Source organism: Desulfoscipio geothermicus DSM 3669 (genome assembly GCF_900115975.1).
Lineage (GTDB): Bacteria > Bacillota > Desulfotomaculia > Desulfotomaculales > Desulfallaceae > Desulfoscipio > Desulfoscipio geothermicus.
Genome location: NZ_FOYM01000008.1, coordinates 88,653 through 104,210, shown reverse-complemented (window position 1 = coordinate 104,210; position 15,558 = coordinate 88,653). Strand labels below are relative to the sequence as shown.

Sequence of the window (15,558 nt, the reverse complement as noted above, 5' to 3'; positions counted from 1 at the left end):
ATACTGCGAATTGAATTTAGGGGGTGGGAAATTGCGCCTGTCCACGCGAGGGCATTACGGGCTGAAGGCCATGTTTGACCTGGCCCAGCATTACGGTTCTGAACCCATCCCGCTGAAAACGGTGGCCGAGCGGCAAAATATATCGGACAACTACCTGGAACAATTAATCGCCATTTTACGCAAAGCCGGCCTGGTAAAAAGCGTGCGTGGAGCCCAGGGTGGGTATATACTGGCCCGGGATCCGAGCAGCATAACAGTGGGTGATATCATCAGGGCCATGGAGGGCCCCATCGCGCCGGTGGATTGTGTCAGCGAGGTTGAACCTGCGGAATGCGATAATGCCGATTTCTGCATTACCCGGACAGTTTGGGCTCGGGTGAGGGACAGGTTGGCAGAGGTAATGGATTCCATCAGCCTGGCCGATATGTTGCGCGATGCCGAAAGCCTTTCAATGAGTAAAACTTTGCTGAATAAGTAAATTACCTAATAAATATGCCCCAAAAGGAGGATATTCAGCTGTGCGCAGAGTCTACTTCGACCATAGTGCCACGACGCCGGTGCGTCCGGAAGTTGCAGAAGAAATGCAAAAATACCTGACCGAATACTTTGGCAACCCCACCAGCCTGCATTACTTCGGGCGCCAGGTGCGCAAAGCGGTGGAGGAGGCCCGGGAAAAAGTGGCCAATGCCATCGGCGCCAGGCCCGAGGAAGTTGTTTTTACCAGCGGCGGAACCGAGTCGGATAACATGGCCATTCACGGCATAGCCATGATCAATAAAAACCGTGGCAATCACATTATTACTTCCGCCGTTGAACACCATGCCGTATTAAATACCGTTAAGGCGCTGGGCAAACAGGGCTTTACCGTCACCATCCTGCCGGTGGATAAATACGGCATGGTCAGTCTGGATGACTTGGCCAACGCCATTACGGATAAAACCATATTAATCAGCATCATGCACGCCAGTAACGAAGTGGGCACCATTCAGCCCATCAAGGATATGGCGGCCATGGCCCGGGAAAAAGGTATCTTTTTCCATACCGATGCTGTTCAGAGCATGGGTAAAATCCCTGTAAACGTGGACGAGTTGGGCGTAGACCTTTTAACCGTCAGCGGGCACAAGATTTACGGCCCCAAGGGGGTGGGCGCCCTGTATATTCGCAAGGGCACCCGCTGGAGACAAACCCTTTTTCACGGTGGCGCCCAGGAAAGGTTGCGCCGGGCCGGTACGGAAAATGTACCCGGCATCATCGGGCTGGGCAAAGCCTGCGAGCTGGCGGCACGGGACCTGGAGAAAGAGGCCGCTCACCTGGCCGGGCTGCGGGATAAATTGATCAAGGAAGTCATGGACAAAATTCCCCATGTGCAGTTGACGGGACACCCGACTATGCGCCTGCCCAACCACGCCAGTTTTTGCTTCGAATTCATCGAGGGCGAATCCATGCTGCTCAGCATGGATATGAAAGGCGTGGCGGCGTCCAGCGGGTCGGCCTGTACCTCGGGGTCGCTTGAGCCTTCGCATGTATTGTTGGCCATGGGGATCCCCCACGAGTTGGCCCACGGTTCCATTCGCATTACTTTGGGTCGTGACAACACCGAAGAAGACATTGATTACTTCATGGAAATCATGCCGCCCATTGTGGAGCGCTTGCGGGCCATGTCGCCGCTGGACCAGGAAACTGAATTCGCCGTGGAAAGCAGCTGCGCGGCCTGTAAGGTAAGCAGTTCTTGCCATAGGTAGCAGTCGCCGGTGATCTTTTGCCGGTCGTCAAAGAATCTGACCGGCGGTAATTATGAATAGCAGCGCTGCCTTGTGTAAAAAATACTTCGGGGAGGATGCGGGGTATGTATACCGAAAAAGTAATGGATCACTTTGAAAATCCGCGTAACGTGGGCGAAATTCCCGACGCCGACGGGGTAGGCCAGGTAGGCAATCCCACCTGCGGGGATATTATGAAGATATATTTAAAAATTGATGACGGTATAATTAAAGATATTAAATTTAAAACATTCGGCTGCGGGGCGGCCATTGCCACCAGCAGCATGGTTACGGAAATGGCCAAGGGCAAAACCATCGCTGAAGCCCTGCAGTTGAGCAACAAGGCGGTGGCCGAGGCGCTGGGCGGCCTGCCGCCCAAGAAAATGCACTGTTCCAACCTGGCGGCGGACGCTCTGCACGCGGCCATTCAGGATTACCAGAACAAACAAAATAAATAATCGGGTGGTATATCGTGGCAAACGATAATAAACTGGTTGTAGTGGCCATGAGCGGCGGCGTGGACAGTTCTGTCACCGCCGCCCTTTTACTTGAACAAGGGTATGACGTCATCGGGGTGACCATGCAAATCTGGGACCCCCGGGTAACCGAAGTGGCCGGGGATTACGTGGGATGTTGTTCTCTGTCCGCGGTGGACGATGCCCGGGCGGTGGCCAATAAACTGGATATCCCTTATTACGTGCTGAATTTTTACGATCTGTTCCGGGAAACGGTGGTAGATGATTTCTGCCGGGAATACATTCGCGGACGAACCCCCAATCCGTGTGTGGTATGCAACCGCGTCGTCAAATTCGAGGCGCTGCTCAGGAAAGCGTTGGGGCTGGGCGCCTACTACGTGGCCACGGGGCATTACGCGCGCATCGGCTACGAAGAGGAAAACGGCCGCTATACGGTAAGAAAAGCAGTTGACCCGCGCAAAGATCAAACTTATTTTTTGTATACCCTTACCCAGGGGCAGCTGGCGCACACCCTGATGCCTCTGGGGGAATACACCAAGGACGAAGTGCGGCGTATGGCTGCGGACCGCGGGCTGAAAACGGCCGAAAAACCAGAGAGCCAGGAAATATGTTTTGTGCCCGACAACAATTACCGCAATTTCCTGAGGGAAAATGTGGCTGATGAGATCAAGCCCGGCCCGTTCCTTGACCTGGAAGGCAACGAGGTGGGCCGGCACGAGGGGATTGCCTTTTACACTATCGGCCAGCGCCGGGGTCTGGGCCTGGCCCTGGGGGAAAGAGTATACGTGGTGGACATTGATCCCGAGCGCAACGCGGTCATAGTGGGCCCGGAAGAGGCCCTGAGCAGAACCGGCCTGGTGGCCGGGGACCTGAATTTAATTTTGGTGGATCACTTGACCGGCCCGGAGAGAGTCCAGGCCCAGATCAGGTACAACAGCCGGCCCGCACCGGCCACTATTACCCCGCTGCCCGGCGGTCGGGTGCGGGTGGACTTTGACGCGCCCCAGCGGGCCATAACGCCGGGTCAGGCCGTTGTCTTTTACCGGGACGATTACCTGCTGGGCGGCGGCACCATTGAAGGGTTCGCAACGAAAGAAGAGTGAACCGCCTCCCGGACAGGCCCGGGGCCGGGGGCTTCATCCCAGAAGTTTTTCATGCCATTAGGGTGTCCTACTCGATTATCCGGAAAAAATTTTTTCCGGTTCTTTTTTTTTTGAAGGATTTATAAGAATAGGTTGCGAATACCATATCTGAACATATGTTAAAAAAATTAAGGGGGTTATCAAATGCCAAAGCTTGCTGGTGATGTTAAGGAAACTTTTAGTAAAACAGCTATTTATGCTGTAGCAACCGCATCTAAAGATGGGGTGCCCAATGTGGTACCAATTCATTTTGTTAAAATTTACGACGAATCAAATGATATTATCTTGCTGGTAGATAATTTCATGAACAAAACGTTAAAAAACCTTGAAGACAACTCACGTATTGCCATAAGTGTTTGGGATCTTGACAAGAAACTGGCTTTCCAGATCAAGGGAGAAGCTACTATTGTAAAATCAGGTAAACCTTTTGATGATGCTTCAGACTGGGTCAAAAAGACCATGCCCGATTTAAAGCCTAAGTCTGCTATTCTTCTGAAAGTTACCAACGTATATAATTGTCAACCCGGTCCCGATCTTGGTAAAGAACTTTAAATGGCTGGAATATACAAAAGGGCTTAGTGATTAACACTTAGGCCCTTTCTTTTATTACTTCTTCATTTATTACAACGCCCCTTGATTGCTGAACTTGACAATGTAATCTTTAAATGTTATTGTAGTTATAGACATATGTTCAAAATGAGAAAGCATACATTAATAATCAAATATGTAACCAATGCGGGATGTGTTTTGAAGTATGTCCCAACGGTGCTATTATGGAAGTCAGCCAGCCTGAAGCTGTTTACAAAGTTGCTGTGGAGCCGGCTCAAAAAAGCATAAATAAAGGTATGAGCCTGGATCCCAAGCCTTCCTGGTTGACCAATACCCTTGCTGGTTTGTTCCCTATTGTTTTGGAAACGTTTTGTTTATTGATACAAAACAAGATTTCTAAAACTGGAGCAGCCCGAAACAATTTTTCATGTAAAAGGTCTTATAAAGGTACGGGCAGACAGCGGCGCGGGCGAAAAAAGAGTAGGTGCATGTGAGACAATAACATGATTATTGCATGTTAACAAAGGAAACTGGGCATAATCTTGACAGGAGATTTATTTGGGGAGGCGATAGGTTGCACTGCCCGGTATGCGGAGGCAAAGCCACCGGAAAGGTGGGCGTGGATCAATATTATTGTTGGGACTGTTGTGTTGAATACCGGTTGAACAAGGAAGGGGTCAGCATTTACGAGGTGGCCGAAGACGGCAGCCTGGTAGCCTTAGACCCCCATAACGAATTTCTCCTGTAATAGGAGGTGACATATTTGCAGCGAGGATTCTGGCGCGGGTTGATCACCGGCAGCATTGTGGGCACCGTTATGGCCATGATCAAGACCCCACAGCGCAAGACGGGTAACTTATTTGACATGAGCAAAGTCAGGCGGCGGTACCCCCGCCGGGCTACCAGTCGCATGATCAAAGATGTGTCGAAAACCGTGAACGATTTAATGAAAAGGAAGTAAAAGATTTCAGGAAGGAGTGGGGTGAAAATCCTCACTTTTTTCATTAAGGCACGCGCTAAGGGAACTGAATTAAGCGCGCCTTTCTTGGTGGTGAAATTTTGTCCTGGTGGCGTAAGAAAAAAAATTACCGCATCATGTTAACGATTGTACTGGCGGCTATGATGCTTTATTTTATTTACCTGATTCGAGGTATTTTTTTATCATTGTTGCTGGCGGTGGTGCTGGCCTACCTGCTGCACCCGCTGGTGCGCATGCTGGAAAGCCGGGGTTCATCTCGTACGGCGTCCATATTAATTGTATATGCCGTTGTGTTTATCCTGGCAGCGGGGCTGCTGCTTTATGGCATGCCCCATATAATCGCCCAGTTGAACACAATCCGGGATGTGATCCCCGAATACGCCGTCCAGGTGCAGGAATTCACCGACTCTCTCCAGCTTGAATATGCCCGGGCCGGTATTCCGGGCGCTATCCGCCAGATTATTGACGAGCGCATCACCTGGCTGGAGCAAATACTGGTACAGATGGCCGAACGGGTGGTGCAGAATATCCTGGGGCTGGCCGGGTATTTATTTAACATTATTCTGGCACCCATATTTGCCTATTACCTGCTCAAGGATATAGAAATTTTCACCGATCGCACGGTAATGTTCATTCCGGCCCGCTGGCGCGGCGATGTGCTGGAACTGGGCCGGCAGGTTAGCCGGGTAATTGACAGCTTTGTCCGTGGGTATCTGTTGGTCAGCGTGATTACGGGGCTTCTCACCGGTGTGGTGCTGGCGTTTTTAAAAGTGGAATTTGCCCTGATGCTGGGCATTTTTGCCGGCCTGACCAATTTAATCCCTTATTTCGGTCCGTTTATCGGGGCCGTGCCGGCGGTGGCCCTGGCCATGCTGGTGTCCAAGTGGCTGGTACTGAAGGTGATCATTGCTTTTATACTCATTCAGCAAGCGGAAGCCAGCATCATCTCGCCCAAAATACTGGGCGACAGGGTGGGGCTGCATCCCCTGGTTGTAATCCTGGCCGTACTGGCCGGCGGGCAGCTATTCGGCCTGGCCGGGCTTATTCTTGCTGTGCCGGTGGCTGCCATACTGCGGGTATTCATCTACTTTGCCGCGGCCAGGCTTCTGCCGGAATTTAACTGATAAATGGTTTGCTTGACATGTTTTGAGCAGATTTTGTATAATTATAGCGCAATTTTAATATCGTTAAATTATGGGAAAAAAGTAAGCCGGGTTTGGGAACACCAGAGAGGAAACGACAGGTGCGAGTTTCCGTTCCCTCCGGTTGAAGGCCGTTTCCCTTTATATGCGAAATTGAAAACCAGTAGATTTCGCCGCGCCGGCCGCGTTATAGGCCACTGAAGTGAACAATTTTCCGCCCGGCGGGAAATTGTTAAACAGGGTGGTACCGCGGAGCCTTTCCGTCCCTGGCAGGGGAAGAAAGGCTTTTTTAATTAGTCGTAGTTATTCACCAAAACATTTGACTGCTGTGGTATTGTCCATAAGCGAACGACTTGCGTAGTGCCGGTAACGTCCTTACATTAAAAAATTAAAATCGTGATTACACTTATAGTAATGCTAAATTTATATATAAATGTTCAATAGATTCAAGGGGGTATATACATTTTGATGACGGGCAAGGAAATAAGGGACAAGTACCTGAAATTTTTTGCAAGCAAGGGGCACAAGATTTTACCCAGCGCCTCGCTTATTCCCCACAATGACCCCAGTATCCTTTGGACGGCGGCGGGGATGGTTCCCTTTAAACCATACTTCACCGGGGCAGCCAAACCCGAAGTTACCCGGGTAACCACCTGCCAGAAATGCCTGCGCACTCCGGATATTGATTCCGTTGGGCGTACGGCCCGGCACCACACTTTTTTTGAAATGCTGGGCAATTTCTCCTTTGGCGACTACTTTAAAAACGAGGCCATTCCCTGGGCCTGGGAATTTGTCACCGAGTACCTGGGGCTGGAACCGGATAAGCTTTGGATTAGCATATATGAAGACGATGACGAAGCGTTTAATATATGGCATAACAAGGTAGGCATACCGGAAAACCGCATTGTGCGCATGGGTAAGGACACTAATTTCTGGGAAATCGGTGTCGGACCCTGCGGTCCTTGTTCGGAAATTTATTATGACCTGGGAGCCGGGAGGGGCTGCGGTTCGCCGGATTGTGCCGTGGGGTGCGACTGCGACCGTTATTTGGAAATCTGGAACCTGGTGTTTATCCAGTTTTTCCGTGATGAGGAGGGTAACTACAGTCCGCTGCAAAACAAGGGCATCGATACCGGCATGGGCCTGGAGCGGGTGGCCTCGGTGCTGCAAAATGTCAAAACCAATTTCGACACCGACCTGCTCCGGGACATCATGGACTTCACCGGGGATCTGACTGGCAAGCGCTACGGCAGCAGCGCCGAAGTGGACTTGGCCTTGAAGGTGATCGCCGATCACTCCCGGGCGGTTACCTTTGCCATCGCCGACGGCGCTTTTCCCTCCAACGAGGGCCGGGGTTACGTCCTGCGCCGCTTGCTGCGCCGGGCCGTGCGCTTCGGTCTGGTACTGGGCGTGGAGGAGCCGTTCCTGTATAAAGTGGCCGGGGCGGTCATTGACAAGATGGGCGATACTTATCCCGAGTTGGTTAAAAACAGCCGGCTGATAACAAGGGTTATCAGGACCGAGGAGGAAAGGTTCGGGGAAACGCTGGCCCAGGGTACCGATATACTGAACAAGCTGATTCAAGAAGCCAAAGAAGCCGGCATTAATTATATCGACGGCGGGCAGGCCTTCCGGCTTTATGACACCTATGGCTTCCCGGTGGAATTAACCCAGGAAATCGCCGCAGAAAACGGGCTGTCCGTTGATGAGGAAGGATTTACCAATGCCATGGAACAGCAGCGGCAACGGGCCCGCAGCGCGCGCCAGGAAACGGAGTACCTGTCCGAAAAGGCCGCCCGCTTGAAAAGCGTGCTGGATCAGGTGGGCGAAACGGTTTTCGTCGGTTATGAAACCCTGTCCGGCAAATCCCGGATCAAGGCCATTTTTGCCAATGACGAGGTGGTGGAGCAGGCCGAGGCCGGGCAGGATGTGGAACTGGTGCTGGACATCACTCCCTGTTATGCCGAATCCGGCGGCCAGGTCAGCGATCATGCCAAAATTATTGCTGAAAGCACCGAGGTGCTTATAGAAGAAGTTACCAGGCCGGTTGAGGGCCTGCACCTGCACCGGGGGCGGGTGACCGGCGGCGTCATCCGCGTTAACGACGCGGTGGAGGTGCAGGTGGACGCGCGACGGCGCATGAATATCGCCCGCAACCACTCGGCCACCCATCTGCTGCATAAATCGCTTAAGGAAGTGCTGGGCGACCATGTGAACCAGTCCGGTTCGCTGGTGACCCCGGACCGTTTGCGTTTTGACTTTACCCATTTTGCGGCCATCCAGCCGGATGAACTGGCCAGGGTGGAAAAAACGGTCAACGATGCCGTATTGAGCAACTTGCAGGTAGAGACCATGGAAACCACCCTGGATGAAGCCAGATCCATGGGAGCGATGGCTCTTTTCGACGAAAAATACGGTGACCGGGTGCGGGTAGTGAAAATGGGCGATTTCAGCCTGGAACTCTGCGGCGGCACGCATGTCAAGTCTACGGCGGAAGTGGGCATGTTCAAGCTGTTGGGCGAAAGCAGCGTGGGGTCCGGACTGCGCCGGGTGGAAGCGGTAACCGGCGAGGGGGCCATGGATTACCTGCGCGCCAAGGAAGAGCAACTCGACTTGATAGCCAGAACAGTTAGAGCCATGCCGCATGAGGTGGTACACCGGGTGGAAACGATGGCGCAGGAACTGCGCGCCCTGGAAAAGGAAGCGGAAGCGTTGCGGGCGCGTCTGGCCCGTTTCGAAGTGCAGAGCATGCTGGACGGCGCGCGGGAAATTGCCGGGATTAAAGTGCTGGCTGCCCGCACCAGCGCCACTGATATGGACAGCCTGCGGGCCATGCTGGACCTCCTGCGGGATAAGCTGGGCTCCGGGGTAATTATGCTGGGTACTGCAGCGGGCGGCAAGGTTAATTTGGTGGCCGGCGTAAGTAAGGACCTGGTGGGCAAGGGATTGCACGCCGGAAAACTAATTAAGGAAATAGCTCCCCTGGTTGGCGGCGGCGGGGGCGGCCGACCCGACATGGCCCAGGCCGGCGGTAAAGACCCGTCCAAACTGGACAACGCTCTGGAAAAAGTGTATGCCCTGGTAAGCAAGCAGGCGGGGCAGTAACCCAATGAAGCATCCTTTGATTTATTTCACTTCTCTTTATGGTGCAATGCGGTTATAATAGTAAGTATATCCTGCCGGCTTATGGTGCAGGTAAATACTTCGGGGAGGTATTTCCATGTCCAGGGAAATAACCGAGCATACTGTCATGTTCAAGGTACAGGCCGAAGAAAACAAGGCCCGGGAAATCCTGCTCCAGGTTTACGAAGCGCTAAAAGAAAAAGGCTACAACCCCATCAACCAGCTTGTGGGATATTTGCTTTCCGGCGATCCCGCCTATATTACCAGCCACAACAACGCCCGGAGCAAGATCCGCCAACTGGAAAGGGACGAACTGCTGGAAGAATTAGTTAAAAGATATCTGGCTTCGTAGACAATTTCGTAAACAATTTTGGAAAGAGAGTACAATTATATTGCAATACAGGGAACTGGGCAACACCGGTATTAAGGTTTCCCGGCTTTGCTTCGGAACGCTTACCATCGGCCCCTTACAGCGGGGGCTGCGGATAGCCGATGGGGCAAGGCTGATTCGTACGGCCCTGGAAATGGGTGTTAATTTTATCGACACCGCCGAAATTTACGGCTGCTATCCCTATATCAAAGAAGCCCTGGCCGGTTTTACAGAAAAAGTAATAGTTGCTTCCAAATCTTATGCCCATACCGGGGAAGAGATGGAACAAAGCCTGCGGCGCTGCATACAAGAATTGCACCGCGATTATATAGACATTTTTTTGTTACACGAGCAGGAATCAATCTTTACCATCAAAGGGCACTGGGAAGCGGTGGAGCACCTGGTGCGCGCCCGGGAGCGGGGGCTGGTAAGGGCCATAGGTATTTCCACCCACCATGTGGCAGGGGTCAGGGACGCCGCATCCGTACCGGAGATTGATGTGATCCACCCGATTATAAACAAGTCGGGCATCGGCATTCAGGGCGGCGGAGTGGATGAAATGTTGGAGGCCATCTCCTTTGCGGCGCTGATGGGCAAGGGACTGTACGGCATGAAATGCCTGGGCGGCGGGCACCTGATTCCCGAAATGGATGAAGCCATGGATTTTATACTGGCGGTGCCCGAACTGGCTGCCGTGGCCGTGGGAATGCAGTCCCGGGAGGAATTGATATATAATATAGCTAAATTTTCCGGCGCGGTGCCTGATATGAACCTGGCCGAACAATTGCGCGGCAAACCACGGCGGTTGCATGTGGAAGAATGGTGCCGCGGCTGCGGTCAGTGCGTGGAAAAATGCACTGCCGGCGCGCTGAATGTGTTAAACGGGCGGGTACAGGTCAACGAGCGTCTCTGCCGCCTGTGCAGTTACTGCGCCTCCGTTTGCCCCGAATTTTGTATCAAGGTGATTTGAATTGCGTATTATGGGTATAGATCTGGGCGAAAAAAATATCGGCATTGCTGTCAGCGATGAACTGGGCTGGACGGCCCAGGGTCTGGAAATCGTCAGGCGCCAGGGCAGTATTGAAAAAGACCTGGATAAAATTAAAGCGATCGCCCAACAATATCAAGTAGAAAAAATAGTGGTGGGACTGCCCCGCAACATGAACGGTACCACCGGCGCGCAAGGGCAAAAGGCGCTGAGCTTTGCCGATAAAATTCGCCGGCACCTGGATCTGCCGGTGGAAACCTGGGACGAACGGCTCAGTACCGTGGCCGCCGAGCGATTGCTCATCAATGCCGATGTGAGCCGGGCCAAGCGGCGCAAAGTTATCGACAAGCTGGCTGCCTCCGTGATTTTGCAGGGCTACCTGGATGCGCAGGCGAGGGTCGACAAGCAGTAAAAGAAGGCTATAAGTATGTGTTCGAAAAGGAGCACGTAGGTTGGTGCCAGGTGTTGAAAGTTGAAAAATCTTTGATTTTCAACTTTCAACACCTGGCACCAATCACTGAAGGGTTTTGTTGACAAGACCTCTGTTTTTTTTGTAGAATAACGCTAACTTACGAAAAGAGGTGAATTTTTTGCCTGAACAGGATGAAATAATTACGATTATCGACGAAGAAGGTCAGGAACACGATGTTAACATTTTCGACGTTCTGGAAGTGGACGGACAGCGGTACGCCATTGTAGTGCCGGTGGCGGAAAACGGCGAAGCGGAAGATGGCTTCGTACTGAAAGTTGAACAGGATGAAGACGGTGACGATATATTGGTGGAAATTGATGATGATGAATGGGAAAAAGTAAAAAATGCCTGCATGGAGGAGTATGAATTTGACATTGAAGAATAACCAACGCTGATTGCTAATATGTAAAGCTGGTCGATGAAACTTTCGATGCCAGCTTTATTTTATTTTAATGAGGGGGCTTACCGGTGCGTCGTATAACTATAATTTTAGTTATTACCGTTTTAATTATCGCCGGCGTTTTTTTAAATTTTTCAGGTGCTTCCTTTGCTATCAGCGAAAAAATAATCAACGGCGTGTACGTGGGACCGGTGGATTTAAGCGGCCTGTCCCGAGAGCAGGCCGGGGAAAAGTTAACCGCCCTGGCCGACAAACTGGCCGGCAGCAATATTGCCCTCAGGTACGGGGACCATGCTTGGACGGTGGATGCAGGGTCGCTGGGGGTACGCCTGGATACGGAAAAAACGTTGCAAAAGGCGCTGACGGTAGGCCATACCGGGTCCATTTTGCACCAGTGGCGTGAAAGGCGGCGGGTGAAGCGGGACGGCATCAATATCAAACCGGATGTGACAATTGACCGGTCCAGGCTGGAAAAAGGAATTACGGAACTGGCCGGGGAAATAATTATGGAACCGGTCAATGCAGGTTTCCAAATAATGCCGGATGACAGTGTCAAAATAGTTCCCGGCCGCATGGGCACGAAAGTGAACTTTGTCGTCCTGCATAAAAATATTGCTCAGGCGCTGACCGGCGGTGACATGCAAAACGCCGAGGTGGAACTGCCGTTGCTCTCGGTGCCGCCGCAGCGCACCACCGAGGATATTGCGGCCATGGGCATCAACGGGCTGGTGGCCCGGTATGCCACGCAATTTGACAGCGGGCAGGCAGGGCGTACTTATAATATCAAAGTGGCGGCGGCGGCGCTGGACGGGTTGTTGATTGCCCCCGGGGAAGAATTCTCCTTCAACCGGGTGGTGGGGCCGCGTAGTTCGGAGGCCGGCTACAAAAACGCCAATGTAATAGTCAATAATGAACTGGTGCAGGGGCTGGGCGGCGGGGTGTGCCAGGTTTCCTCCACCCTGTATAACGCAGTGCTTTTAGCCAATCTGAAGGTGACGGACCGGAGCAATCACTCGCTGCCCATAGGCTACGTGCCCATTGGCCGGGACGCCACGGTGGTTTACGATGCCATCGACTTCCGGTTTGTGAACAACCGGGATTATTACGTTTATATCAAGTCGCAGGTCACCGGCAATACCTTGAGCATTAAGATTTACGGCAATAAGGAAATCACGCCCCGGGTGGAAGTGGCCAGCTGGGTGACGGAAACCATTGAACCCGAGGTGATTTACGAGAAAGATCCGCACCTGGCCAGGGGGGAGCAGGTGGTCAAGCAACAGGGCAGCAAGGGTTACAAAGCGAAAGCGGTGCGGTATATCTGGCAAAACGACGAAAAAATTGCAGAAGCATTGCCCGCCAGCTATTACTGGCCGGTGAACCGCATAATCGCCGTCGGCACGGCCGAAGTTAAACCTTCGGTGGTAATACCGTCCGATGCGGAATTAAATCCGGATACGCTTCAACAGCCGGTGCAGGGTACCCCTGCAGGGCAGGCCGGCGACGATGCCGGGGCTGGGCCTGGCGAAGTTGGCAGCGATCAGCCGTTTTCACCTGAAGCAGGCGATGGCTTCGGGGGTGGGACCGGCGCAGAAACCGCTCAGTCGGAATCGCCGGGGACGGGCGGGGTGAACGGCGGGGAAGACAATCATGAAAATAACCCGCCGGTACAGGGTGCACCTAACGGCGGCGGCAATGCCGCACGGGGCGCTGAAAATACCGCCGGCGCGCCTGAAAATGAGCAGGCGGTGCCGCCCGGGGTAGGGCGGCAGCAAAGTGTGCAAACGGGTAACCGGTAATGAAAGGCAAAATAATGTATGCAAGAGGATTTTCCCGAAAAAGTAAAAAATTCAATGTGTTTTTCCGATTGAGCTTGTTGGCAGCTTTGTTTGTAATTTTTACCACCTTGGGCCTTTGGCTGGCGGTGCGAGTGTCGCTGATGCCGGTAAACGCCGCCAACGACGTAGAAGTGTCGGTAACCGTGCCGAAGAATGCCTCCACGGCCCGCGTCGCCGACTTGCTGGCGGAAAGGGGCATCATCCGCAGCGCCCTGGCATTTCGCCTGTACGCCAGGGTGAACGGCTTGGACGGCAACCTGAAACCCGGTTCTTATCAACTGAGTTCAGCCATGTCTGTTTCCGGTATCCTGCAGGAATTAATCAAGGGTCCGCCCGACCGGGTTAAAATAACGGTTCCAGAAGGCTATACCGTGGAACAGATCGCCGGTTTGCTGGAAGAAAAAGGGGTGGTAACCCGGAAAGAATTTTTGCAGGCCGTTTCCCGCCGGTGGGATTATTCCTTTTTGGATAGCGCTGCCGTCGGTCGGTGGGGTCTGGACGGCTACCTGTACCCCGATACCTATTACCTGGGTACCAATACCGGGGCGGAAAAGATAGTGGCTATGATGCTGCAGAAATTTGAACAGGTTATAACCGAGCATGATTACGCGCGGCGGGCCGCAGCCAGGGGATTAACCCTGCACGAGGCTGTGACCATAGCCTCCATGGTGGAGCGGGAAGCAAGGGTGGACTCGGAAAGGGCCCGCATCGCGGGGGTGATATTCAACCGCCTGCGGCTGGGCATGCCCCTGCAGATTGACGCCACGGTGCGTTACGCCCTCAGCAAACCGAAGGAAAAACTGTTATATAAAGACCTGGAAGTGGACTCGCCGTACAATACATACAAAACCAGCGGACTGCCTCCGGGCCCCATCGCAAATCCCGGCTGGCCGTCAATGCAAGCAGTCATAGCGCCCGAAGAAAACGATTACTTGTATTACGTGGCCAAACCCGACGGAACCCACGCCTTTGCCCGAACGCTGGCGGGGCATAATAGAAATATCGAGAAATACCGGTAGTAAACCCACAATGGGGGTGATAGCTTGCAAAAACCGGAAATCCTGGCGCCCGCGGGCAGCCCGGAAAAATTGGCGTATGCCATAGCCTACGGGGCGGATGCCGTATACCTGGGCGGCACCGGTTTCGGTCTGCGGGCGGCGGCGGCTGTCTTTGACCCGGAGGCCATAGCCCGGGCGGTGGAATATGCCCACCGCCGCGGCGTCAAGGTGTACGTAACCGTGAATATTTTTGCCCACAACCGCGATATCGAAGCCCTTCCCCGGTACATAAACCAGCTTGCCGGCATCGGCGTGGACGCGGTAATTGTCTCCGACCCGGGGGTGCTCACTCTGGTGAGGGAACTGGCGCCCGGCCTGAAGGTGCATATCAGCACCCAGGCCAACACCACCAACTGGCGCAGCGCCCGGCTGTGGGAGTCGCTGGGGGCCGGGCGCATTGTGCTGGCCCGGGAGTTGAGCCTGGAGGAAATACAAACTATCCGGCAGCGGACCGGTGTGGAACTGGAGGTTTTTGTGCACGGCGCCATGTGCGTTTCCTATTCGGGCCGCTGCCTGCTAAGCAATTATATGACCGGCCGGGACGCCAACCGGGGCGATTGCGCCCAGGCCTGTCGCTTGAAGTACCGGCTGGAGGAAGAAAAAAGACCGGGTGAATATTTTCCGGTGGGGGAGGACGAGAGGGGCACTTATATCCTCAGTTCCCGGGACCTGTGCTTGCTGGAATACCTGCCCGACCTTGTACGGGCCGGGGTGGTGGCATTAAAAATAGAGGGACGGGTGAAAAGCATTCATTACGTATCCACCATCACCCGGGTTTACCGGCAGGCGCTGGACGCTTACTGGGCCGACCCGGAGCGTTTCCGGGTCCTGCCGGAGTGGCTGGAGGAAATCAGCAAGGTGAGCAACCGGGAATATACCACCGGTTTCATCAGCGGCGTTCGTCCCGGCGAAACGCCGCCGGTTTATTCCATCTACCGGCGTAATTATACATTTGTCGGTGTGGTGCGGGGTTATGACCAACGGCTCGGCACGGTGGTGGTGGAACAGCGCAACCGGTTTGCCCGGGGCGAAGAATTGGAGATTTTGACACCCGGTGAAAAAACATATACTTTTACGGTTGAGAACCTGCTGGATGGGGAAGGTAACCCGGTGGAGGCGGCGCCGCACCCCCGGCAAACGGTATTGCTGCCCTGGCCCCGGCCGTTGCCGGAATACTCCCTGCTGCGCAGGTCCGACCATGTATAATACCCCTTGTCTTAGGGTCACCATATAAATGTATGGTGATTTCTGGAAAGGGGGTTTT

Annotated in this window: 17 protein-coding genes and 1 other annotated feature; all 17 genes read left to right on the top strand. The window is 53.4% G+C overall.

The annotated features are described in order from the left end of the window. Positions 1-31: 31 nt before the first annotated feature. Positions 32-478 (top strand): RrF2 family transcriptional regulator, encoded by a 447-nt coding sequence (locus BM299_RS06620; RefSeq protein WP_092482680.1) that lies wholly within the window; start codon positions 32-34, stop codon positions 476-478. Between the two features lie 40 nt (positions 479-518). Then, a complete protein-coding gene (gene nifS, locus BM299_RS06615) occupies positions 519-1,742 on the top strand; it encodes a cysteine desulfurase NifS (protein ID WP_092482679.1) in 1,224 nt (407 codons plus the stop codon). 104 nt (positions 1,743-1,846) lie between these two features. Further along, a complete protein-coding gene (nifU, locus tag BM299_RS06610; protein ID WP_092482678.1) occupies positions 1,847-2,218 on the top strand; it encodes a Fe-S cluster assembly scaffold protein NifU in 372 nt (123 codons plus the stop codon). A 47-nt stretch (positions 2,219-2,265) separates the two neighbouring features. Further along, positions 2,266-3,339 (top strand): tRNA 2-thiouridine(34) synthase MnmA, encoded by a 1,074-nt coding sequence (mnmA, locus tag BM299_RS06605; protein WP_092482708.1) that lies wholly within the window; start codon positions 2,266-2,268, stop codon positions 3,337-3,339. A 183-nt stretch (positions 3,340-3,522) separates the two neighbouring features. Further along, complete coding sequence (locus BM299_RS06600; RefSeq protein WP_092482677.1) at positions 3,523-3,930, top strand: pyridoxamine 5'-phosphate oxidase family protein; 408 nt, start codon at positions 3,523-3,525, stop codon at positions 3,928-3,930. Between the two features lie 158 nt (positions 3,931-4,088). Continuing rightward, on the top strand, positions 4,089-4,421 hold the full coding sequence (locus BM299_RS20425; RefSeq protein WP_092482676.1) for a 4Fe-4S binding protein: 333 nt from the start codon (positions 4,089-4,091) through the stop codon (positions 4,419-4,421). An 80-nt stretch (positions 4,422-4,501) separates the two neighbouring features. Next, the gene (locus BM299_RS19250) at positions 4,502-4,675 is read left to right on the top strand and encodes a YrzR-like zinc ribbon domain (protein WP_165608210.1); all 174 of its coding nucleotides are present in this window, start codon (positions 4,502-4,504) and stop codon (positions 4,673-4,675) included. Between the two features lie 15 nt (positions 4,676-4,690). After that, positions 4,691-4,888, top strand: a complete 198-nt coding sequence (locus BM299_RS06590) for a hypothetical protein (protein WP_092482675.1) — start codon at positions 4,691-4,693, stop codon at positions 4,886-4,888. Between the two features lie 98 nt (positions 4,889-4,986). Next, positions 4,987-6,030 (top strand): AI-2E family transporter, encoded by a 1,044-nt coding sequence (locus BM299_RS06585; RefSeq protein ID WP_092482674.1) that lies wholly within the window; start codon positions 4,987-4,989, stop codon positions 6,028-6,030. A 58-nt stretch (positions 6,031-6,088) separates the two neighbouring features. Then, positions 6,089-6,319, top strand: a binding site (T-box leader). 197 nt (positions 6,320-6,516) lie between these two features. Beyond that, the gene (alaS, locus tag BM299_RS06580) at positions 6,517-9,153 is read left to right on the top strand and encodes an alanine--tRNA ligase (protein WP_092482707.1); all 2,637 of its coding nucleotides are present in this window, start codon (positions 6,517-6,519) and stop codon (positions 9,151-9,153) included. A gap of 115 nt (positions 9,154-9,268) precedes the next feature. Next, positions 9,269-9,523 carry an IreB family regulatory phosphoprotein gene (locus BM299_RS06575; protein ID WP_092482673.1) on the top strand — a complete coding sequence of 85 codons (255 nt, stop codon included), beginning with the start codon at positions 9,269-9,271 and terminating at the stop codon, positions 9,521-9,523. Positions 9,524-9,563: 40 nt separating this feature from the next. Further along, positions 9,564-10,511, top strand: a complete 948-nt coding sequence (locus BM299_RS06570) for an aldo/keto reductase (protein WP_092482672.1) — start codon at positions 9,564-9,566, stop codon at positions 10,509-10,511. A 1-nt stretch (position 10,512) separates the two neighbouring features. Beyond that, positions 10,513-10,941 carry a Holliday junction resolvase RuvX gene (ruvX, locus tag BM299_RS06565; protein ID WP_092482671.1) on the top strand — a complete coding sequence of 143 codons (429 nt, stop codon included), beginning with the start codon at positions 10,513-10,515 and terminating at the stop codon, positions 10,939-10,941. A 169-nt stretch (positions 10,942-11,110) separates the two neighbouring features. Continuing rightward, on the top strand, positions 11,111-11,386 hold the full coding sequence (locus BM299_RS06560; RefSeq protein ID WP_342741320.1) for a DUF1292 domain-containing protein: 276 nt from the start codon (positions 11,111-11,113) through the stop codon (positions 11,384-11,386). Between the two features lie 83 nt (positions 11,387-11,469). Then, positions 11,470-13,197 (top strand): VanW family protein, encoded by a 1,728-nt coding sequence (locus BM299_RS06555; RefSeq protein WP_092482669.1) that lies wholly within the window; start codon positions 11,470-11,472, stop codon positions 13,195-13,197. Then, positions 13,197-14,255 (top strand): endolytic transglycosylase MltG, encoded by a 1,059-nt coding sequence (mltG, locus tag BM299_RS06550; protein WP_245779676.1) that lies wholly within the window; start codon positions 13,197-13,199, stop codon positions 14,253-14,255. Before BM299_RS06555 ends, mltG begins: the two co-directional genes overlap by 1 nt. A 24-nt stretch (positions 14,256-14,279) precedes the next feature. Then, positions 14,280-15,500, top strand: a complete 1,221-nt coding sequence (locus BM299_RS06545) for a peptidase U32 family protein (protein WP_092482668.1) — start codon at positions 14,280-14,282, stop codon at positions 15,498-15,500. The last annotated feature ends 58 nt before the right edge of the window (positions 15,501-15,558 follow it).

Bases quoted from the DNA above. Each gene is read 5' to 3' on its own strand.
- nifU (WP_092482678.1), top strand. From the start codon at position 1,847: ATGTATACCGAAAAAGTAATGGATCACTTTGAAAATCCGCGTAACGTG.
- mnmA (WP_092482708.1), top strand. From the start codon at position 2,266: ATGAGCGGCGGCGTGGACAGTTCTGTCACCGCCGCCCTTTTACTTGAA.
- BM299_RS06600 (WP_092482677.1), top strand. From the start codon at position 3,523: ATGCCAAAGCTTGCTGGTGATGTTAAGGAAACTTTTAGTAAAACAGCT.
- alaS (WP_092482707.1), top strand. From the start codon at position 6,517: ATGACGGGCAAGGAAATAAGGGACAAGTACCTGAAATTTTTTGCAAGC.
- BM299_RS06575 (WP_092482673.1), top strand. From the start codon at position 9,269: ATGTCCAGGGAAATAACCGAGCATACTGTCATGTTCAAGGTACAGGCC.
- mltG (WP_245779676.1), top strand. From the start codon at position 13,197: ATGAAAGGCAAAATAATGTATGCAAGAGGATTTTCCCGAAAAAGTAAA.